Below are 20,517 nucleotides of genomic sequence, written 5' to 3' on the forward strand. Positions count from 1 at the left end.
GCTCGCGAGCGCGCGGGGGCTTGCTGCCCTGGCCACCAGAACAATGCGAATATCCACCTTGCTCACTGTGAGTCGGGCGAGTCTGGCGGTGCCGCGCATTTGCATCGAAGGCGGCTTTCTGGACCAAACGGCAGCTACCAGAAAGCAAGGCTCGCCCTGCAAGAGGCTCGGCTTCATGAAGCGCTTCATTGGTATGGTGGTCAGCGAAACACGAGACAATCTCCGGGCTTGAAGGCCGAAGAGCCTTTGAATTTGCGCGCGCGGCAATCACACCACGACATCCAACGTGATGGCCTAGGCTATCTGCGGAATCAGCCATCGAGCAGCTTTGGCGGACATCGGCGAGCAGTTGCTGGCTGCCGTCGGCGCGGCAAAACCTGTCTTGCATCCGAATCCTTGACGGCAGCGTTCGTTGGTCACGCTTGGCACGTGCCCGTCATCTCGAACAACCTGCCGGAACTGGTAGTTGATCAGGTGCAATGCTTGCCGGTCCAATCGCGCCATTGCGGCTCGGTCGATCAGCCGTGGCGCTTGCGGGACGCGTCCCAGATGAAGTTGCTGGTCAGGGCAAGGCGTGAGGCGCGAGCCCATCGAACACACTGCCGGATCAGCGGACGGTTTGCATTCGTGCCGGACACGGTAAGAAAATCTGCAAGGTTCTTCTGAATGAGGGAGAATGCTGCGCCATCGCCGACGAAGACGAGAACCATTGCTCGCTCGGGCGCTATCATCGAGAACGCGCGCAATTGTCGCGTTGCGTTGCTCGAGAAGGACCGTAGGAGCAGGGGCAGCCGATCGGGAAGCTCACAAGACTGATTAGTGTCGACGCTAGCAGCTCCTGGAGCGCGTTAGCATCGCAGGCAGTACGACATAAGACGCCAGGACGTGGCGTCAGACGGTTCTCTGATCAGATCTATGGGAACCCTGGCGTACTTGTGCTGAACCGCGCGTCGACCAAATAAGCCGGCTAGGATGGGGATGTTTGGCGAGTGACAACGGACTTGAATGATCAAGCGACCGCTTCAGACTTGCGGTCGCTCTTGCACCGGCCGTCAAGACGGATTCTCCCGATTTTGGTGCTCTCGCTTAGCCTCGTCGGCTCGTGTGCTGCTGGCGCCTGGCTTTGGGCTAACCTTGCAGAGTTTCTCGAGACGCGGGAAAGCAGGGATATCGCTTCAACAATGAGCCTGTCACTGCAGGACAGGGCATCCCTATTCGAGATAAAGTGGGCACAGGAGAAAACTGACGCTGAGATCGTAGAACTCAATCGCCGGATCAATGCCCAGCGGGATGCCCTCGAAAAGATCTTGGATCAGATCACAATGCTGACTTCGCGGATCGATGCGCTGCAGAGTTCAACACCTCTCCCTTCTGCTGCTTCCGAGCCTCCTTTGTCGCCACCCCAGCCTGTTTCGAGCGTCGCCAGGAAACGCTTCGGGCGGTCCAAACCACAGGGACCTGTTTCCGTCGGAGGCGCGCCCGTGATCGCCGGACCGAAGACAGCCGAGCCTTAAGGTCTGAGATGCTGCAGGCGTGGCGAGCCTCCAGCTGTGCTCGAGGAGGTGGACCGTAGCTTCGCAATGCTGCCTGCAGCCGTAAAATACCCGAAGCTGCTGCGGGCGCCGGCGTCTCTAGCGGCACGTCGCTAAGGCCGTCACCATTATCAAGAGCACTCAAGGGGAGGTTGGGCAGAGCCCTTTCGGCATGATCGAGCCGTGGCCCTGAACGGCGGAATCCGCTGCGCCTCTCCTTCAAATCAGTTTCCTTTTAGTCAGCCCTCCCGGTTTGAGGCCATATCTGAAAGGTCGTTGTCGTGACACTGCCGCTGCATCCTCGAAATCTGGCCTGTCTGCCGGAGGAGCCACTTCAGATCATTCCGTCGCCAGGAGCTTAGATGTTTGAGATCTGCTCACATGCGCGGCTTAGTTAATAGGGGTACGGTCGAGATAGGTGTCGAATGCGGCAGCAACAGCACGAATGAGAAACCGGTGTTCCTGCTTGACCCGAATGAATCCCTCTTCAATGTCCACTATTCCGTCTTCGGCAAGCGTTTCCAGCCGGTCGGCCGAATGGAGAAGAGGAATCGGATCAAACCCATGAGCAGCACAGATCGCTGGTACGTCGGCCTGCAAATCGCACATCAGACGCTCGATGATTGCGGCGCGGAGGCGATCTTCGGCGGTGAGACAATAGCCTTTTGAGGTTGCCGGCCGACCAGCCTGAATGTGTTCGTGATAGGAGGCGGTTGCGATCTCGTTCTGGACGTAACCCTCACCCAGACGGCTGATGGCTGACGGACCTAAGCCGATTACGGTTTTGCAGGTATCAGCCGAATAGCCCAAGGAGTTGCGGCGCAGCCGACCCGATTTCTGCGCCAGCGCGAGCTCGTCGTTGGGCAGGGCGAAATGGTCGAGCCCGATCTGTCGGTAGCCCGCCGAGACCAGCGTGTCTGCAATGGCCGCGGCTTGCTCCGCGCGGGCCACATTGTCCGGCAGCGCCGTCTCATCGATCTGGCGCTGGCGTTTCATATAAGAGGGGACGTGAGCATAGCCGAAAACCGCAAGCTGGTCTGGCCGCATGGCCAGAGCCGTCCGTGTAGAGTCCACGCAAGACCGCACCGTCTGATGCGGCAGTCCGAAGAGGAGGTCGAAATTGATGCGGCTTATCCCATGCTGGCGAAGAGTTTCGACGGCAGACGCCGTCTGCTCCTCGCTCTGCACGCGGTTGACCGACCTTTGAACCACCCCATCGAAGCTTTGCACGCCGATGCTCGCGCGATTGACGCCAGCCACTTGTAATGTTTCGACCATCTCGGCCGTGAACGCACGAGGGTCGATTTCTATGGCAATGGTAACTGATTTGCTGATCGCGAAGCAGCGTCGCAGGAGTCCTATCAAGGCGAGGAAATCGGCCGGTGCAATGGCGGTCGGCGTCCCGCCGCCGAAATGCACGTCGCTGACCGGCAGAGCGCGAGGCGCTTGCTCTGCGACCAAACGTATCTCGGCGTGCAACGCCGCCAAATATTTGCGGATCGGTCGCTCGCCGCGAGCGAGGCTTGTAGGGAAGCCGCAATACCAACAGATAGAACGACAGAACGGAACATGGATGTATAGCGACACGGGATCGTCGGGCGGCAGCCGCCTCAACCATGTCTCACAAGTCTTGGCACCGACAGTCGCGGAGAAATCCGGTACGGTTGGGTATATGGTGTACCAAGGCAGGCGAGCGTCGCAATATTTATTCAGGAGAGACGTCTGCAAAGCCTAACTCTCTTGTGGTCAAGCGGCATGAAGCTGACCGATGTCCACTGTTATGTCTTTGCGCTATGTCAAATGCGTCTAACGGTCCTGAGGTTTGGCCTGCGTTCGATGTCACTGCCAAACGCAGCGTAGGGGTTCAGGCCTGGAAGTGAGAGCCGCTCGTCCGCGATTGTTTGAACGTTTATGGTGGCGTATGAGTTTCTGCGAGGACGCTCGAACTAGCGCGGGGCGCCGCGACTAGCCGCGCGCAGTATCAATCGCTCATCGGGCAGCGTCGTTTCCGCACTTCCTGGCGTGCTACCTCTTTGCAACGGAAACACGGATCTTAAGACGTCAGCAGAGCAGCTGAGCTTGTTGCTGGACTTTCAACCCGGCTTTCCGAGGAAAGGCCGACGTGGTTGCTCTGCAATCGACGGATGCCTCCCGTTCAAAGCCGTAGTGCCACGGAGAGAAGTGGCTTGCTAGATCAGAGCGCGAATATGCGATTGCAGCACATGACGCTACGTGCGATTCAAGTCTTTTGGAGCAGCTCACGAAAAACATTTTTTGGTTTCAAGCATAAAATCAATGAGCCTCAATTCCGCCACGCTGCTTGTCTCATTGCGGCAGGCATCATCACGGATGTACTGATGATGTTGGGGTGGCCCCGGCGCACTTTACCGCCCCCCGCAAGGTGCGTCGGGACGCCTTGGTTCGCCGGCGTCTCGTTCAGATCCAAATACATGTCACCAACTCACAACGACTTGGACGTCGTGCTGATGGCAAACGCGAGCTCGGAACGACTTGGAGAGGCTTCAATCAATCGTGTCGGACGAAGAGCACCTGATGGACGGCCTCGCTGCTCGCCCGGCCTGCCCGACGTTGATCCTCCCCTCGATTGGAGCGCGAACCGGATGCGATCTCGTACTGACCGTCCGGCTGAGGACCATCAGCCGGAACGCGCTCGGATCCGCCTCACCGTCGTTCGACACTATGGCTTTTCGCGATCGTACTGGCGGCTTTCAGAGTTGGGCAGGGCGCTCGGACCAGGCTTGAGCCGCGGCTTGCAGAAACCTTGTACTTCGATCTGACCGCGCTGGGATCCCCGCAGGAAAGATGTCGTTTCGACTTCAAGCGCGAACCAATTGAATGCCGGCAACGAGCAGAACCGCCGCCAGTATGAATCTGATGGTTGTCTGGCTCAACCATTTCAGGCCGATTACTGTTCCAGCGACCGCACCCGCCAGCACGGCGATTGCGTAAAGAGCCAAATGAGGGGAAGGAAATTGGCCAGTGGAAAGAGCTCCGACGAATCCGACTGTGGAGTTGGCCAGTATAAATGGGGGTGATAGCGCGATGGTCTGTCTCGGTGATGCCCAATTCAGTGCGATGAGCGTCGGGGCGAGGAACACACCGCCGCCCATCCCAGTCAGGCCGGAAACGAGGCCAAGGACCGCGCCAATGCTCACGCTCGCCCGCAGCGGAGTTTCGCCCACGCGATCGACAGCTCGTCCCCGCTGCATGATCATCACTGCGCTCGCCAGAAGAAGAACGAGCCCGGTCAGTGTTTTGTACATCTGCTCCTCGAGCACAATCAAGCCTCCGGCAAGCGACGCTGGCATCGACGAAAAAAGAAGAGGGCGCAGGAGTGTCCAGTCAACGACCTTGTTGCGGTTGAACAGTCAAGTAGAATAAGTAGCGACAGCAATGTTGAGACCAAGCGCCGTGGGGCGCATCTCTGTCGATGACATGCCAAAAAATGCCATCAACGAGAGGAATGCAGTACCGCCAGCCTGGCCAACGCTCGCATATAGCAGGGCGATGATCGCGAAGAGCAGGGAAGCCATGCTTCACCGATTTTGGCGACGACCTTCGCCCTGTTTTATCAAGTCCATCATGATTGGTGCATCTGGTGCGGCCCAATTGTGTTTCCGCTCGGGGGCGGCTCTAAGCGTTTCCCCGAATCGCGCGGCCGAAGGTGCAGTCAGTTCAAGTTCCTTAGCGAGTGCCATGTGTGGACCCTCCCATCAATTGCCGAGGTTGGGAGTTGACTGGGTCCCAATAGGGTGGGTTTGAGTCCCTGAGAGGACAGCACTCAAGGAGGGGGCGGCCGAGGTGAGCTGCCGAGGTGAGCTGCATTTCTTGCTGTAGCTCACCTCGTGCCGCGGCTCGCAATGGTGCTGTCGCCTTCCCTCCCCATGTCATGAATGCTTCGTGGCACCTACCTCGTAACCAACCGTCCGCGTTCGAAGCCCATCTGCGACGATTGATTTTGGCGAAATCAACAGTTGGTATGGCACTTGCTAGTCCGATCTGGGGGCCTCTCCCTTCTGGAGATGCGCATGCAAAGTATCTTCCGCATCAAGCAGGTCTCGCGACTGCGGCTATCTCTTGTTGCACTTTTGACGCGGCCCTTTTCGGTTCGTTTGTACCGGGCCTGCCGGACGGGTCCGATGAAACGCCGGACGACGATGTGGAGAACATGGCGTCTGCATCGGATCTTCCGTGCTGCTCATCGATCGCGTCACCGACGCTCTCACACGCCGACGATCAGCGACAGGTTAGCGATGGGCGATGCGAAAGATTGGGAAAAAAGATGACGCTTCTGTTGTCTTCATCTGAAGTCGCATCGAGTCGATCCACGCGGACCACAGGCGATGATCTCCGATTTCGCCAGCTCCGCCATCAGCGAGAATTTGTCGATAGCTTCGGAGCAAGGATGATAATCGCTATTTCGGCTGCTTGACGATTGTGATCATCCCGGCGCAGTCGCCGGCAGAGCGACGAATGCGGCGATGGCGTCTGAGAGGGAAAATCGTCATGGGAAATTGGGATGATCCTGAGAGTCAGCGACAATGCAGTCAATTTTCATCTCGAGAATACGATGGGAAAGCTGGGTGCGACCAGCCGGATTCAAGCAGTCGCGATAGCTATTCGCCTCGATGTTCTTTGAATTCAGTTGAGGGACGAGCGCCAACTGTCACATCTTTGGCCTCCAGCTTTTGGCAAGTTGACCATGGCGCTTTCGGCGAATTCGCAGATATAACGCTCCTTTGGGCAAGTCTGCATCTCGCGCTGAGCGAGGGTTTGGGTCTTCGTAGAGTCGGTGAGATGTAAAATCGGCGGATCTAATGCTCACTGGTCGGAGCATGGCGGCCTCTCTCCATCGAGCGGGTGATCCTTTGCTCAGACGAGCGCGCACTTCTTGCGCCGGAAGTAGGACAGGAGTCTCTGGGGAGCGGAAAGAACCCCGACCGCCGGTCGGGGTCCCGATTCATGCAAGCGCGTGGGCTATCTGGCAAACGGCGAACCAAACTTGTAGTTGAGCCGTGCCGTGATGAGATCAATGTCCTGGTGCACGCGATCCGCGCCAAGGGCCGCTGGGAAGCTTATGTTGCTGCGCTGCATGAACAAGTGGTTATACTCGACGCCAGCCGACCAGCTGGGCGTGAGGCTTACTTCGGCACCGGCGCCCAGCACGCCACCCCAGCGAACATCATTGTTTTTGCCAATCTCTGTGCCAGTTGCCACCGAGTTGACGTGATAGGTGTTGCTGGTCAGCGCGGCGCCGCCCTTGCCATAAAGGAGGATAGCATTGAACGCGTATCCAATATGGCCCGTGAGTAGACCGAATGCATCTGTCGTGGTGCCAACGGTGTCTGCCGGGAAGGCGGTGCTGACATTGGAGCCGCGGAAGTCGGCCCAGTTGCCCTGGCCTTCGAGGCCGTACACCATATTGAAGATGTGCCAACGATAGCCGATCTGGCCGCCAATGGTACCGCCAGTCGAATTATGGCACCCCTCGGAAGCGACGCCATTGAAATCCCAGCAATTGCTGCTCGTTCCCCAGCCACCATTGGCGCCGATATAGTAGCCGGACCAATCGATGATCGGGGCTGCGACCGGCAGCGGTGTCGCCTTGACCTTGACAGGCTGCCCGGCCAGGTCCGTGCCGAATGAGGGAGTGGCCGCACCGAGTGCGCCCATAATGGCAGTCAGAATCAGAATCTTTTTCATTCGAGTGTCGTTTCCTTTCGGTGCCCCCCGGCGCCATGCGTTTAACAACATGAACGCGAATTGCTGTAACTGTCGCACCACATGTCTTCGAAAGAAATGTCACCAATCGGACGTGGCGTCAGATTGCGGAGCGCGCAGGTTGCCGCTGTTCCGCTTCTACGGAGACGCTATGGCTCGGCAGTGGTTGCCCCGCGCGGATTGTTCTTTGACATGATCGTTCATGAGCTACGACGCGAAGCAATCTGGGCGGTGTTTGGCTCCTTCTGTCGCTAAGGAGCGACAAACCCAGGCCGCGCCCTACAATGCTGGACCGATGGTGCGCCTGGGCGCTCAAGGTCATTCTTTCGGCACGGTGTGCTATCGCTTGAGCGACGCGATGCCGGCCGATTGCAGGCTCGCTCCCTTTGGCTCGGGAACTACCACACGTGTAGCTCGAACTCCGTCAACTTCTGCCATCGATCGATGGGTCGGGAAGCCTGCTGTGGCTATGCTAGACAATGCTCTTGCTTGAAATCTGGCCGAGCTCAAGGAGAGGTAGAAAAGGGTGGGCGGTTTCTTGGCGCGAGCGAATACTAGCGCGGCCGCCCCATCTCGCCCCCGATTGGGCCTGTATTCTGCTTACTGGTCTTGCGGTCGCCAGAGGAGCGATAGGCCACAGCTTTCGCCAACGTTCTCGTCAACGGGGCCGCACATGAGTGAGTCTGCTCGACCACGTGCTGACCCGATTGTTCGACCGTATAAGGGTTCCCAAAATACCTTAACGGCGCCGGACGCTCTCGCCGGTACAGGTACAAGCGCCTGGTTGCTCAGGCGACCGCGCCAGTTCAGCGCGCAAGTTGCGTATCGCCTCGTTTGCCAGATTCAGAGTATTCCGTTCGCCGTTTCTTATCGAACACTCGAGGTAAGTGCGCAATCGGCTATGAAGGACGGCCTTCCGATTATGTGCCAGCAGCGGATCTTTCTCGACAAAGCTCCAAGCCCTCTCAAATGCGACGCTCACGACGGCATCTGGCACCTGCCGCGAAAAGAACTGATCCATCTCAAACACTCCTCGACATCCTGATAGAAGGAAATACCTACGCAAAAGCAGACCGAGATTTCGTTGCGTGTCTAAGCAAGAAAGACATCAGCTCTGGTGCTTTCAGGAGAGCATAAAGATGCTTATTGAAGTTGCGATGACCGAACGTCGTGCCAGGCACCATTCGAAATAATTCTGAAACGAGTTAAGACGAATACGGGTTCTCGTACACTTCATTGCCATAGTGGTGCTGTTGGTAGGTTACGAGTCAAAACTTGTGACTCCTGTTCATTCACTCGGAAGGTCGGCGCCCACCAGTCGCGACTAAAGCCGAGCATGATGAATTGGACCGCCCGCTCCTTTCCCACCCTCAAGCCAAGAAGCGTCCAGACCGCAATAGTCCTTTGTGATGTCGGATTGTGGATCATGTAGCGTGTTCCGCGATGCGACTTGTTTGTCAGCTTTTTGACATGTCTCGATGGTCCATTGCGGTGTGAGTCACCTGCGCATGGCTTTCTGCTCCGGGTGTGGTACCGGTCAGTCGCCCTGGAGAGGAGCGAGATGCAACGGCAATGGCGATGCTCCCATAATGGATTCTTTGTCGTCTGGCAAAGACGGTTTGGCCTCGTTCGCTGCGGGTTTGAGACAGACCGGCGTAGGGAAGCCGGCGCAGCGAGGGATCGGAAGCGGCGGTAGTCGTCCGAGGTCTCGCACGTATGTGTTGGGTTGCGCTTCCAAGCTCCCGAACCCTGTAACTGGCCACGGACGTCGAGTGACAGCAAGGTCTAGCTAGATGGAATTTAATGTGTCGTCCGCGGCGCAAGATAGAGCGAGCCTGATTTAGAACGTGGTGGCGAGCGTTTCCTATGTGGAAAGCTAGCGGGAGCGGCGCGCCGGATGGTGAGCCCATAAACAGAGAATGTCGATCGGTGGAGCGTAGGCCTTAGCGCAACTATCAGCCCGCGAAAAACGTTCGGTCAACGCCGTCAACCTCCAGAAAAACGCAAATTAAATCTCAGTCCGCTGCTGCACGTGAAAAAATGAGCTTGGCGATCGTCATTCGGTTGGCGGAAGTCCGCAGCGCGGCCGGTAATGCCGCGACAGTCTGATCAAATAGGCGTCCCAGAACCTGAAGGTCTTCGGGGTGGTAAACGCCACGGTCTCGCGACAGTCGCATTCGTCGGTCGCCGGTTCTCGTATCGCCAAGCTGGCCGAGCTCCAATTCCGCCGTAATCATTTGGCCTATGAGCGCATTAAGTAATCGGATCGCTTCGAGCTCGTTATCTTCTTCGCGCATGAGGGCAGCGACGATGTCGAGTTGCAGGTCGATGCGATCCTCAAGGTTCTGTATGCGTGAATTGGAAGGGTCAAGTCCCACGGTATTTCTCCAAAGTGGTGAAATGCAAGACAGGCTGAGGTATCGTTTCCCGTTCGCCAGATGCCCCCACGCCTCGCTGGACGAATGATTGCTGCACAGGAGGTGCGCCTAGTCCCATAGAGGCGGGCACACATGTGCCGCGAAAGGACTGCAAAGGCGGAATGAGGGTCCAGGGAAAACGAAGAGCGTTGTAGTTGGCGCGGGATTTGAATGGATTGTCGAGCTGTCCAGCGCGTCCGGCAATGGCACCGACTCCGTTGGGGGCCAACAGCTGATGGTACTGCTTTGCTTGGAGGCCGCGGGGGCATCGGATTGGTGACGCTACAGGCCTCGTCAGAGCGAAAAGTCCAGCCTGCACCGGTGCAAAGGGCAGCTCACCTGCCTGAGTTCTATGCTGCGGACGCATTTACCATCGCCGAACAGTGTGCGTGAGAGCTGTCTTCTTGGAGTCTTCAAGTATCGTGCCAAAGGGAGAGGCGACGACGTGATAGATTACGCACCAACCGCGATTGGTCATCGCACTGCATTCGTGCCCCGCGTGTCTCGCTGTCAAACATTGCTCGATGCAGCCGCGACAGACGTGAGTTGCGCTGCGACCAAGCTGGAAAGGATCCTTTATCGCGCGACATTCGTGAACTTTGCCTTCCCCTAAGCCGGCGACCGACTTATGCGGTGATTGGCTTGAATTAGTAAAATAGAAAGTGTTGATGGGATGCATCCAGCTCGTTGATAGCGCACGTGAGCAGTTTCGGTGCCTTCATCGGAAGTCGGTTAATTGGTGTTTCATAAGGTCTAGGTCTAGCGTGCATAAGGAATGCTGGGCAACGCTGCTGATCTGCTGATGCCCGATCAAAATAGACCGGCAGGGGCGAATAGAGTTGAATCCGACCCTAAAATCCTCGGTACTCCCAAGCCGAAGTCAGACAACAGTGCTGCTATTTGTCTATCATTGGATGTAGCACCTCCGGCAGCTCGACGCTGTGTAGCTCTGCGAGCGCCGCAGCGAGAGCGAAAAACGCTCCGAAAGCAGCAAGTATAAAAGAGCTAGCGAGTATCGCTGCGATCAAATTCGGAGGACGTCTCATCTTGCGTATACTTTGCGGTCGGGGGCGCTGCGTTCCGTGCAAATCAGTACCTCGTGACACGTTCAACATGGCCGTTGCGCCAGCGGTAAACCAGAAATCCAGAAGCCGAGTTGTCTCCGTTTTTGTCGAACCGGACCGGGCCAAGCACGGTATCAATCGGCCGTGAACGAAGTGCGCTGGCGACCCGCCCAGGGTCGAAGGAGCCGCTACGGTTCACCGCCTCTGCCCAGGCTTGCACAGCTGCATAAGCGTATAGCGTGTAGCCTTCAGCGGACCGGCTGGAAGCTTTGAGGCCGGCGACCGCGCCGGCCGCGTTGGCATTCCCGGCGGGATCGGGCATGAAGGTAAGCACTGGGTCATTGCCAGCGCTGCCGGTAATGGCCCAGAATTCGGAGGTCACCAGCGGATCGTTCGCCATGACTATGAAGTCTGCGTTTGCTTCTGATGCCTGGCGTAGAAACAATCCAATTCCGGTATGATAACCGCCGATATAGGCGACGCGCACCCGATCCTTCTTCATTCTTGAGACCAACGCTCTGAAGTCCCTTTCACCGGCAACATAGCTTTGCCGAGCGACTTGTCGTCCGAATCGATGAAGCTGGGCTTCAACCACGTCGGGCAATTCCCTTGCCAGCAGTGCTCTTATCGTCGAGCACCGCGATATTCTCGTTGGGATAATTCATGTAAATGTACTCGGCGGCAACGGTTCCCTGTTGGTCGTCGCGGCCGCAGATCCGAAAGACAGTGTCTCAAGGCCGCGCTCTGCTAGCTGAGGAGTTGACGAGCCTGGTGACACCTGAACGATGCCTGCTTCGGCGTAGATGTCGGAGGCGGGGATCGAGGAAGAGGAAAAAAGATGGCCAACCACCAACAGGACCCGCTCTGTCGTGAGCTTATTCGCGACTGCGACAGCTTGCCTGGGGTCGCAGGCGTCGTCAGCGACACTCAATATAACCTTGGCGTTATCGGGCAGTAGGCCCGAAGCATTCAAGACCTCGACTGCCACAGCCGCACCATCGCGCATTTGGGCGCCGAACGCGGCGCTGCTTCCGGTCATTGGGCCAGCCACGGCGATCTCTATTTCAGAGCCGCGCGCAGACGGACCGGCGAGAGCGCAGAAGAGAAGCGCTGCACTCGCAACAGAGGCGTGCCGCCTATTCACCATTGTAGAACTTCCAATGCTCACCTGAAGTGAACCACAGTTAGTTGTAAGCTTGCACGTCGGCAGGGCGAGGTTTTGCCGGGCAGACGTGCGATGGCTCAGTCAGCTTCCGGAGGGTCTACAATTTGACGTTACGTGCGGATCAAGCCCTTTTGGGAGGAGCGATGGAGCCGTCAGGGAAGCGGATCGATGGATGATGACAATCAGCCCGCTCCATTTCCTGAGACTCTTAGCCGCAGCAGAGAGCGGCCGGTTAACCGAGCGCTTCTAGAGGTTGCCCCGGACGACGTGTGGAACCGGCCGTGAACGCGTCAGTACGGCTGATCCTCCAACCCGCCAAGGGCGAGATCGAGATATTGCATCAGGCCGGGATCCCAACCAGCCAGACTGCGGGGGGCGCTTAATCGTGCAAGTACCTTCAGGATCATCGAAACGCGTGAATCGGCGCCGGCGATTTCGCTGATCAGCAAGCGTGCTGCAACTGCGACAGCCTTTGCGCGCTCGCCGCAAGGGTGCTCGCCCCGATCCATGCAGTCGCGAAGGTCGTCGCGGATTCGCCGCCAGCGGTCCTCCCGCTCCGCAGCTAAATTGCAGGTGCATGGGGACGTCTGACTACGCGTCTCGACCCGCGACATGGCATTCAGGGTGGCAGGCAGCTCATGCACACTCACCTGCGCCTCGCCGTCGATGGTCATGTTGCGCAAACGGTCCCGCAACAGAGTTGCTCGCGCGACTTGAAGTTCTATGCGTTCTAGATGTTTGCGGAGCAGGTCCGTGAGTGAGGTCGTGCCCTCCATAGCTTTACGGATCTCGATTAGCGAGAAGCCAAGCTCACGCAGCGCGCGAATCTGGTGAACCCGCTGCACGCTTTCGCGGTCATACATCCGGTGACCGCCGTCAGTACGCTCTGTGGCGGCTAGGAGTCCAGTGTGCTCATAATGGTGCAGCGTGCGTACCGTTACTCCGGTCGCCTCTGCAAGTTCGCCAATGCGCCATCGACGCCTTCTTGGTGTAGCTCTGTTCATGTTGTTCAATTTCAAAGCCTACAACCTGACGTCACGTATGATTCAAGCGGCTTTCTAAGCTCCAGCTGACTCGTCTTCCACCCCGGCACGCGAGTGGTGACTATCCTTAGAATGGCTGCCGATCAACCCTTAGGGGAAATGGTGATCAACAACTTCGTCAGGCGCGCCAGTTGAGCCTCGCCAGCCGCTGTGCGCTCCAGGATGAGTTTGGCGATCGCCGTGCGGTTCTCCGGAGTCCGCATCGATGGGGGAAGCGCGTTGACGGCGCCGTCATAAAGTCGTCCCAGGGCAGCAAGCTCTTCTGGATCGTACACCCCGCTGCAAAGCTTCAACGTTCAGCTCCTTGTTTGAAATTGGCCAGCGCAGCGCACGTCGTCAAGACGTTTGGCTGCGTTAGGGCCAAAAGAAGTCATACCTGCGGCGCGGAGCGATGAAGGTGTGATGTACTGCTGGGTGATGCGCTAGCGCCACACGCGTGCGCGATGGTTGCTTCGACTGCGCGGCAGGTCCGACGATCTCTATGCGAGCAGTGGATGTTGGTAGGACTCCGAAGACGCTGATCGTCTCCGTTCATCGGGAGCAACGACTGACTGAGACGACAAAAGCTGCCTGCCTGTCCTACCTTCTTGAGACAGGTGCGCCCGCACCCGCGGTTGCAACGGAAGCGCCTAGCTCCCACGCGAGCTCGTTGGTTCGTCCCGTCCCCCGTCCCGGCCGCTAAAATCAGACCGGAAGTCTGCCGTTCGGACGCCGCGCGTAAGGCGAAGATGCGAGGAACTACATAACGTCCTACGAGCCGACGGGTCGCGAGGATCTCTACCCTCCGACAATGAGAGCAAACCAGGCGAGATGGAATTGTGTGCGTTGAGAGAAGTGTTGGAATGCGAGGACCGTAGACCTTCGCGGACGGGCTTACGGCAACGGGGAGACAGATCGTACGAGATATCCCGCGGTGTCTGCTTCTTCCGAGATGCTGGTGATAGGGAGCTCTTGTGTAGTTGCCATGCGGGTGGCCTCCTGCAACAATATATCCCTCATCCACAGACTTCCCGGGTCGCTGTTGTGAAGTGCGGGCCATTGGACCGCCTCAGTGAAGGCGGGGAATGGATGCGGAAGCTCGACGATCTGAAGGGGCATCGTTCTTTGGAAATGCCTCACGAGCCCTAACGGCATGGTGCCTATGCGGTTCGTCCCAACCAGGAGGGGCGGGATCATACTGAAGCTCTGCACGAGAATATCGATGCGCCGAGTGGGGCCGAGATCCATTAAGAATGAATGCTCAACTGGCGTCTGGGGCGCACCTCCGTGCTTAACTGCAACGTGACCCATCGACATATATCGATCGAATGTAAGCCGGCGTTGTAATTCCCTGTTGGTGCAGCAGCCTACGCAGACAAGTCTCTCCTCGAATAGGGCTGCTCTAGGGTGCGTGCTGGACATGAAAAAATCTGGCAAGATCACAAAATCGACCTCGCCGCGGCGGAGGAGCTCCTCGTGCTCATCGGTCGGCGTCTCCAGTTGGAAGCTGACGGTGGGGGCTTCTCGCGCGACGCGCTCTGCGACATTTCGGAAGAATACAACTGTCATAAAATCCGAAAGAGCGATCTTGAATCGGCGGTTCAATCGAGCTGGGTCAAACGCATCCCGCGCCATAATCGAGAGTTCAATGTGCATTAGAGCCTCGCGCACAGGAGCCGCCAGGCCTTGGGCGCGCGAGCTCAAGACAAGTTCGCGCCCCCTCATTCCAAACAGCTCATCACCGAAATAGGAGCGCAGCCGTGCAACGGCCGCGCTCATGGCCGGCTGACTGAGATTGATCTTGCGTGCCGCTGAGGAGAGGTTGCGCTCAGCTATTAAAGCATCCAGCGCGACGAGAAGGTTTAGATCCAGACCTTTGAAACGCATCTCTTCCTATCCGGCACAAACGTCTTGCTACGCAAAAGCGTGCAGTACGGCTGCGTCTGGAGCAATCGTCTCGGCTCGCCCGAGTTGACATCGCGCAATCCTGCCATCGCGAAAGGAAGCTCGCGAAATGACCGCAAGAAGGGAGAGCGAACGCTAGGCCAATCGGCAGCGGCGCGTAAGCGTCAGGAGCCTCTCAGCTGATTGGTATCGCCGGTTTCTGGCCGACAACGCAGCTGATTCCGGTGGTTCGCTAATGGCAGATCACAGTCCGCGAGCTCGCCAAGACGCCCTGTCGACGGCTGCGTCCTGCAGCGGCGCCAGTCACGACGGTGAACCTACAACCTGACGCAATGTGCGATTCAAGCCATTTTATTGGCGAAGCTATAAATTTGTACTGGAGGCATGTTCTGCCGCGACGGCGGCTGGCGTAGCTGAATGGGGCGCAAGCGCCTCAAACCACAGCTTCAGGGTCACCACGCTAACCACGGGGAAGTCTTCGCAAGCGCTCTCCGCATTGCGAGGTCTGTGGCAGTTTATCCCCAAAGGACCTTGAAGCGAGGAAAGGAACCGAGCACCTGGAAGGGGCAATAGCGTGCCCTTGGATGTCCAAAGCGTAGCTCGCGGGTAAGCCTAACAGCGCCTGCGAGCCGGAGGCGGTTGCTCCCCAGATGCCATGTTGGATGCCTCCTCTAGCAATATCCGCCGCATCCAGATGCTCGCCGGGTCGGTGTTGTGGAACGATGGCCACTGCACGGCCTCTGTGAATGTGGGGAGAGGAAGAGGCGGTTCGATTATCCGCAGTGGCATTCGCTTTTCGAAGTGTCTGGCCAGCCGTAAGGGCATCGTGCCGATACGGCTCGTGTCTAACAATATGGGCGGAATCAGGCTAAAGCCCTGCACAACGACCTCGATTCGTCTCCTCAGGCCGTGCTCAAGCAAAAACCATTCTTCGAGGTTCGGTCTCAGGGCCCGTCCGAACTTGGCCGTAACGTGCCCCATCGAGATGTATTTCTCGAACGTAAGCTGCCGGGATAGCTGCTTGTTCGTGCGGCATCCCACGCATACGAGGCTCTCATCGAACAGCTTCGCCTTAGGGTGCGAGCTCGACATGAATAGTTCCGGCAGAATGAGAAAGTCGACCTCGCCCCGCCGCAGCAGCTCATCCGGTTCATCGGAAAACGGCAGCAGTTCGAAGCGCACCGCCGGCGCTTCTTGTGCCATGCGGTCCACAATTCTGCGGAAGAAAATGATCGTCATAAAATCTGAGAGAATGACCCTGAAGCGTCGGCTCGACTGAGCCGGGTCGAACGCGTCCCGTGATATAATCGAGAGTTGGATGTGCAGCAGGGCCTCACGAACCGGGCCTGCAAGCGCCTCCGCGCCAGGTGTCGGGACGAGCTCGCGACCTCTCATAGTAAATAGTTCATCGCGGAAATAGGTGCGCAGCCGTGCGATCGCGGCGCTCATAGCGGGCTGGCTTAGGTTAATTTTACGAGCCGCCGCTGTGAGGTTGCGTTCCGTCATCACGGCGTCGAGCGCAACGAGAAGATTTAGATCAAGTCCCTTGAACCGCATGCTGTCAGTCTATCCATCGCGTGGATGTGTTGTATCGAAACAATCGATTTTACCAAATTGGGGGAAGTTGGATAGCAAACTGAAGTTTGCAAAAGTAATTGGGCGCGCCACGATGGTTTCCGGTCGTTCACGTGAGCTAAGAGAAGAGCTCGAAGACGTGCGCGCGCACCATGGGCGCGCGTTCTTGCTTCTTCTTAAGCTCGCCCGTTCGAACGCCAAGCGCCTCCCGATAAACGTTGGTATGCGGATTTCATCCGTTTCCATATTTGACGTTTACCCGCGTACAATTGAGCGCGCGTTCAGCCTCATTCTAGTGTCGAGGAATAGCGGCAGACGCAGATTGCGGATGCCAAGAATTCCAGGCGCCGTTCCAAATGGCTCGCCTGTCCAGTGGATGCGGGGCGTGTCGAAGATGTATAGAAGCCAGTTTGATCCGATGCCGCTCCGATGCGCCATCGATGAGGCTTGGGGGGCGCTGGCCAGCCTTCAGACGCCAATGTGCCGGAGGGCCATGCGACAGCAGGCGCAAAAGCTCGCTGGTGCAGACAGGTTCTGGCTAGTCCAACCGCCTCGTCGGCACCTTCCGATTTATCGCGCGCACGGCATTGACCGGACGAGGTGCAATCAAACCGTCGCTCCGTCGCGCAAAGGCCAGCGGCGCGGAGCAGGCGAGCAGTGCCGAGCTCCGACAGAGCATGGCGGTCCATCTCAGCATTGATCGGCGGTTCGGCGAACTGCGAATTCACGTGACCATCCCCACTCTCAACTCCACTGGCGCAAGGAAGCTCGCCATGAACATTGCCGTGTCCCCGACTGTGGAAGTACCTTCTGCGCGCGCCCAAGTGCAGTGGAGCCGGCGTTGGGAAAGTGAACTGGAGCTCGCGGATCATGCCGTGCTCGCGGAGTTCTTCCGCAAGAGCTACGGACCGACGGGTGCGTTCAATGCGCAGCCGTTTGAGGGCAACCGAAGTTGGGCCGGCGCAAGACCCGAGCTCCGCGTAATTGGTTACGACGCGCGTGGGGTAGCGGCTCACATCGGGCTACTGCGCCGCTTCATCAAAGTTGGTGGAGTCGATCTCCTTGTGGCCGAGCTGGGGTTATATGCGGTGCGCCCGGATCTCGAGGGTCACGGGATAAGCCACGCAATGCGCGTGATGTATCCCGCACTGCAGGAGCTGGGCGTTCCATTCGGCTTTGGCGCGGTTCGCTCGGCGCTTGAAAAACATTTGACCCGACTGGTCGAGAGGCAGGGGCTCGCCACCCTGATGCGTGGCATTCGCGTCCGCTCCACCCTGCCGGACGTCTACCCCAATTTATCGCCGACGCGCATCGAAGACGTGATCGTCGTGGTGTTTCCGGTCGGACGCTCGATAAGCGAATGGCCGGCCGGGACTGTCGTCGATCGGAACGGGCCTGAGTTGTGACAGAGCGTTCCACCCTATCTACTGTCCGCTGCGACTACGCCGACGCGGGCGGAGGTCGAGCTGTCTATTTGACCTTTGATGATGGGCCAAATCCATTTTGTACGCCAGAGGTGCTCGATGTGCTGGCGCAACATCGGGTCCCGGCGACATTCTTCGTCATCGGGACGTACGCGACGGAGCATCCTGAACTCATCCGACGAATGATTGCGGAAGGGCACGAGGTTGCGAACCATACGATGACCCATCCTGACCTATCCAGATGCGGACCTGCGGAGCTACACGACGAGGTGCTGACGGCGAGCGAGGCCATCCGTCTGGCGTGCCCGCAGGCCTCGCCCAGGCATATGCGAGCGCCTTACGGCATATGGACGCAAGAGGTGCTCGCAATGGCGGCGAGCGCTGGTCTCACGGCTCTGCACTGGTCGGTCGACCCTAGAGATTGGTCCCGCCCGGGCGTTGAGACAATTGTGAATTCGATACTGGCGAACGTTCGCCCGGGTGCAATTGTGCTGCTGCACGACGGATATCCTCCCGACGAGGAGAGACTGTGCGGTGATGCCACGCTGCGCGATCAGACCAAGACGGCGCTGGCATATCTGATTCCCGCACTGCAACGGCGCGGGTTTGTAATCCGTCCACTCCCTCAACTCCACTGAAAAAACGACACCCCATGGACCTGCTCGCGACAACCAGTGCTGCCGCCGTTTCATCTTATGCGCTCCTCTCGACTATCTATAAGAGCGTGCAAGCGCTTTATGCCCGGCCGGCGGCCAACTCATCGCTGGACAACATTGGACAAGCCGAGGTGGTCCTTCCTGCTGTGGACGTCATCGTGCCGTGCTTCAACGAGGATCCAAACACACTCGCCGAATGTCTGGAGTCGATTGCCACCCAAGACTACGCCGGAAAGATACAGGTCTATGTAGTCGATGACGGATCCGCAAACCGTGACGTTGTCGCTCCCGTGCACCAGATATATGCGAGCGATCCGAGATTTAATTTCATCTTGTTGGCAAACAACGTGGGAAAGCGCAAGGCGCAGATCGCAGCAATACGCAGCTCATCCGGTGATCTGGTTCTCAACGTCGATTCCGATACGATACTTGCGGCCAACGTCGTCACGAAGCTTGTATTGAAGATGCATGACCCGGCGATCGGTGCGGCCATGGGTCAGCTGATAGCAAGCAATCGCAACCAGACCTGGCTGACCAGGCTGATCGACATGGAATATTGGCTCGCTTGCAACGAAGAGCGCGCGGCACAGGCGCGCTTCGGTGCCGTCATGTGTTGCTGCGGCCCATGTGCAATGTATCGGCGTTCCGCACTCACCTTGCTTCTTGATCAATATGAGGCCCAATTCTTTCGTGGGAAGCCGAGCGATTTCGGCGAGGACCGCCACCTAACGATACTCATGCTCAAGGCGGGGTTTCGAACCGAATACGTTCCGGACGCCATAGCAGCCACAGTCGTCCCGCACAGTCTTCGGCCATATCTACGACAGCAACTCCGCTGGGCGCGCAGTACCTTTCGAGATACGTTTCTTGCTATGCGCCTGCTGCCGGAGCTCGATGGTTATTTGACGCTAGACGTTATCGGGCAAAATCTCGGCCCATTGCTCCTCGCCATTTCATCACTTGCTGCGCTCGCGCAGCTCCTGATCGACGGCTCTATACCCTGGTGGACAGTATTGACGATTGCTGCAATGACTATGGTCCGGTGCAGTGTGGCAGCGCTTCGTGCTCACGAGCTGCGGTTTATCGGCTTCTCGCTCCACACACCAATCAATATCTTTCTCTTACTGCCTTTGAAGGCCTATGCGCTTTGTACATTGAGCAATAGCGACTGGCTATCGCGAAAAGTCACCGATGTGCCGGCGGAAGAGGTGAAAAAGCGTATCATCCTGCACACTAATGCCGGACGAAGTGCAACTGGTGTGGGGGGGGCGCCTGCTCCTATTCGTAAGGCGGCGTTATCGCAGCCTCCATCGAGCCTAGCGGCGACAGAGAGTGTTTCCGGTCGCGATCGCTCGACTGTCTACGAATAGGTGGTCGGCTCGTGACTCAGGACACAAACCATCAGCTATTAGAGCGAGAGTTGGCTGTCGACGACCCATGGCGCCTCGACACTAGTGCGTTCGAGCAGGAGCGATACGCGCAAATGCTCCGGATGTCGCGTTGCAACGGAGATGCGGAGTCTGCCCTCGAGGTCGGATGTGCAGCCGGTGCATTCACCGAGATGCTGGCGCCGCTATGCGAGCGACTTACGGTCGTAGATGTCATGCCGCAGGCAATCGAGCGAGCGCGACTGCGGACCGGGAAGTGGTCACATATTACTTGGGTCACCTGCGACATTCAGCGGTTCTCGACCACTGAGCAATTCGATTTGATTGTGGTGGCCGAGGTTCTTTATTACCTCAAGGGCGTGGTCGAGATGCATGCGGCTATCTGCAACCTGGTGAGTATGCTTGCGCCAAATGGCACTCTCATTTTCGGGTCTGCGCGCGATGAAATATGTCAAGGCTGGGGGCATGCTGCTGGTGCCGAAACGGTGATCGCGCTCTTCAAGGAGAGCCTGTCGGAGGTCGAGCGTCGGAACTGCCGCACCGGGTCGGCGAACGAAGACTGTTTGATCGTCCGGTTTCGGAAGCCGAGCGACGCGTCAGAACAACCAAACGGTGGTCATTAGGCCA

Annotated in this window: 17 protein-coding genes and 1 pseudogene; 6 read left to right on the top strand and 12 right to left on the bottom strand. The window is 57.9% G+C overall.

The window, feature by feature from the left end; genetic code table 11:
- Positions 1–294: 294 nt before the first annotated feature.
- Positions 295–504 (bottom strand): hypothetical protein, encoded by a 210-nt coding sequence (locus ACRQ5Q_RS11085; RefSeq protein WP_439397703.1) that lies wholly within the window; start codon positions 502–504, stop codon positions 295–297.
- 14 nt (positions 505–518) lie between these two features.
- Complete coding sequence (locus ACRQ5Q_RS11090; protein ID WP_439397704.1) at positions 519–710, bottom strand: hypothetical protein; 192 nt, start codon at positions 708–710, stop codon at positions 519–521.
- Positions 711–1,181: 471 nt separating this feature from the next.
- Here ACRQ5Q_RS11090 and ACRQ5Q_RS11095 point away from each other — a divergent pair, with 471 nt between their 5' ends.
- On the top strand, positions 1,182–1,514 hold the full coding sequence (locus ACRQ5Q_RS11095) for a hypothetical protein (RefSeq protein WP_439397706.1): 333 nt from the start codon (positions 1,182–1,184) through the stop codon (positions 1,512–1,514).
- 408 nt (positions 1,515–1,922) lie between these two features.
- Here the strand turns inward: ACRQ5Q_RS11095 and hemN are convergent, their stop codons facing one another.
- The 3 genes from hemN to ACRQ5Q_RS11110 all read right to left on the bottom strand — a co-directional run bounded on the left by hemN (position 1,923) and on the right by ACRQ5Q_RS11110 (position 5,086).
- Positions 1,923–3,260 carry an oxygen-independent coproporphyrinogen III oxidase gene (gene hemN / locus ACRQ5Q_RS11100; RefSeq protein ID WP_439397708.1) on the bottom strand — a complete coding sequence of 446 codons (1,338 nt, stop codon included), beginning with the start codon at positions 3,258–3,260 and terminating at the stop codon, positions 1,923–1,925.
- 1,109 nt (positions 3,261–4,369) lie between these two features.
- A complete protein-coding gene (locus ACRQ5Q_RS11105) occupies positions 4,370–4,861 on the bottom strand; it encodes a sulfite exporter TauE/SafE family protein (protein ID WP_439397710.1) in 492 nt (163 codons plus the stop codon).
- A gap of 60 nt (positions 4,862–4,921) precedes the next feature.
- Positions 4,922–5,086 carry a hypothetical protein gene (locus ACRQ5Q_RS11110; RefSeq protein ID WP_439397712.1) on the bottom strand — a complete coding sequence of 55 codons (165 nt, stop codon included), beginning with the start codon at positions 5,084–5,086 and terminating at the stop codon, positions 4,922–4,924.
- 986 nt (positions 5,087–6,072) lie between these two features.
- On the opposite strand from ACRQ5Q_RS11110, the gene ACRQ5Q_RS11115 reads away from it, so the two are divergent.
- On the top strand, positions 6,073–6,192 hold the full coding sequence (locus ACRQ5Q_RS11115) for a LuxR C-terminal-related transcriptional regulator (protein WP_439397714.1): 120 nt from the start codon (positions 6,073–6,075) through the stop codon (positions 6,190–6,192).
- A gap of 338 nt (positions 6,193–6,530) precedes the next feature.
- On the opposite strand, the gene ACRQ5Q_RS11120 is transcribed toward ACRQ5Q_RS11115, so the two are convergent.
- The 7 genes and pseudogenes from ACRQ5Q_RS11120 to nodD1 form a co-directional block, all read right to left on the bottom strand.
- A complete protein-coding gene (locus tag ACRQ5Q_RS11120) occupies positions 6,531–7,256 on the bottom strand; it encodes an outer membrane protein (protein ID WP_439397716.1) in 726 nt (241 codons plus the stop codon).
- 2,033 nt (positions 7,257–9,289) lie between these two features.
- Positions 9,290–9,652, bottom strand: coding sequence for a NolY (locus tag ACRQ5Q_RS11125; protein ID WP_439397717.1), 363 nt, complete (start codon positions 9,650–9,652; stop codon positions 9,290–9,292).
- Positions 9,653–10,780: 1,128 nt separating this feature from the next.
- Positions 10,781–11,902: pseudogene (locus ACRQ5Q_RS11130) on the bottom strand (branched-chain amino acid ABC transporter substrate-binding protein).
- Positions 11,903–12,210: 308 nt separating this feature from the next.
- The gene (locus ACRQ5Q_RS11135) at positions 12,211–12,924 is read right to left on the bottom strand and encodes a MerR family transcriptional regulator (RefSeq protein ID WP_439399777.1); all 714 of its coding nucleotides are present in this window, start codon (positions 12,922–12,924) and stop codon (positions 12,211–12,213) included.
- A 122-nt stretch (positions 12,925–13,046) separates the two neighbouring features.
- Positions 13,047–13,256, bottom strand: coding sequence for a hypothetical protein (locus tag ACRQ5Q_RS11140; protein ID WP_439397719.1), 210 nt, complete (start codon positions 13,254–13,256; stop codon positions 13,047–13,049).
- Positions 13,257–13,836: 580 nt separating this feature from the next.
- On the bottom strand, positions 13,837–14,829 hold the full coding sequence (nodD2, locus tag ACRQ5Q_RS11145) for a transcriptional regulator NodD2 (protein ID WP_439397721.1): 993 nt from the start codon (positions 14,827–14,829) through the stop codon (positions 13,837–13,839).
- A 630-nt stretch (positions 14,830–15,459) separates the two neighbouring features.
- Positions 15,460–16,404, bottom strand: a complete 945-nt coding sequence (gene nodD1, locus ACRQ5Q_RS11150) for a transcriptional regulator NodD1 (RefSeq protein WP_439397723.1) — start codon at positions 16,402–16,404, stop codon at positions 15,460–15,462.
- Positions 16,405–17,195: 791 nt separating this feature from the next.
- On the opposite strand from nodD1, the gene ACRQ5Q_RS11155 reads away from it, so the two are divergent.
- Genes ACRQ5Q_RS11155 through nodS form a run of 4 tightly spaced genes read left to right on the top strand, consistent with a single transcriptional unit; the run spans position 17,196 to position 20,513 of the window.
- Entirely contained in the window at positions 17,196–17,828 is a 633-nt protein-coding gene (locus tag ACRQ5Q_RS11155; RefSeq protein ID WP_439399779.1) for a NodA family N-acyltransferase, read from the top strand.
- Entirely contained in the window at positions 17,825–18,484 is a 660-nt protein-coding gene (nodB, locus tag ACRQ5Q_RS11160) for a chitooligosaccharide deacetylase NodB (protein WP_439397725.1), read from the top strand. Before ACRQ5Q_RS11155 ends, nodB begins: the two co-directional genes overlap by 4 nt.
- Positions 18,485–18,498: 14 nt before the next feature.
- The gene (nodC, locus tag ACRQ5Q_RS11165) at positions 18,499–19,872 is read left to right on the top strand and encodes a chitooligosaccharide synthase NodC (RefSeq protein WP_439397726.1); all 1,374 of its coding nucleotides are present in this window, start codon (positions 18,499–18,501) and stop codon (positions 19,870–19,872) included.
- Between the two features lie 11 nt (positions 19,873–19,883).
- Complete coding sequence (gene nodS, locus ACRQ5Q_RS11170; protein WP_439397728.1) at positions 19,884–20,513, top strand: nodulation methyltransferase NodS; 630 nt, start codon at positions 19,884–19,886, stop codon at positions 20,511–20,513.
- The last annotated feature ends 4 nt before the right edge of the window (positions 20,514–20,517 follow it).

Source organism: Bradyrhizobium sp. PMVTL-01 (assembly GCF_051861855.1).
Classification (GTDB): Bacteria; Pseudomonadota; Alphaproteobacteria; order Rhizobiales; family Xanthobacteraceae; genus Bradyrhizobium.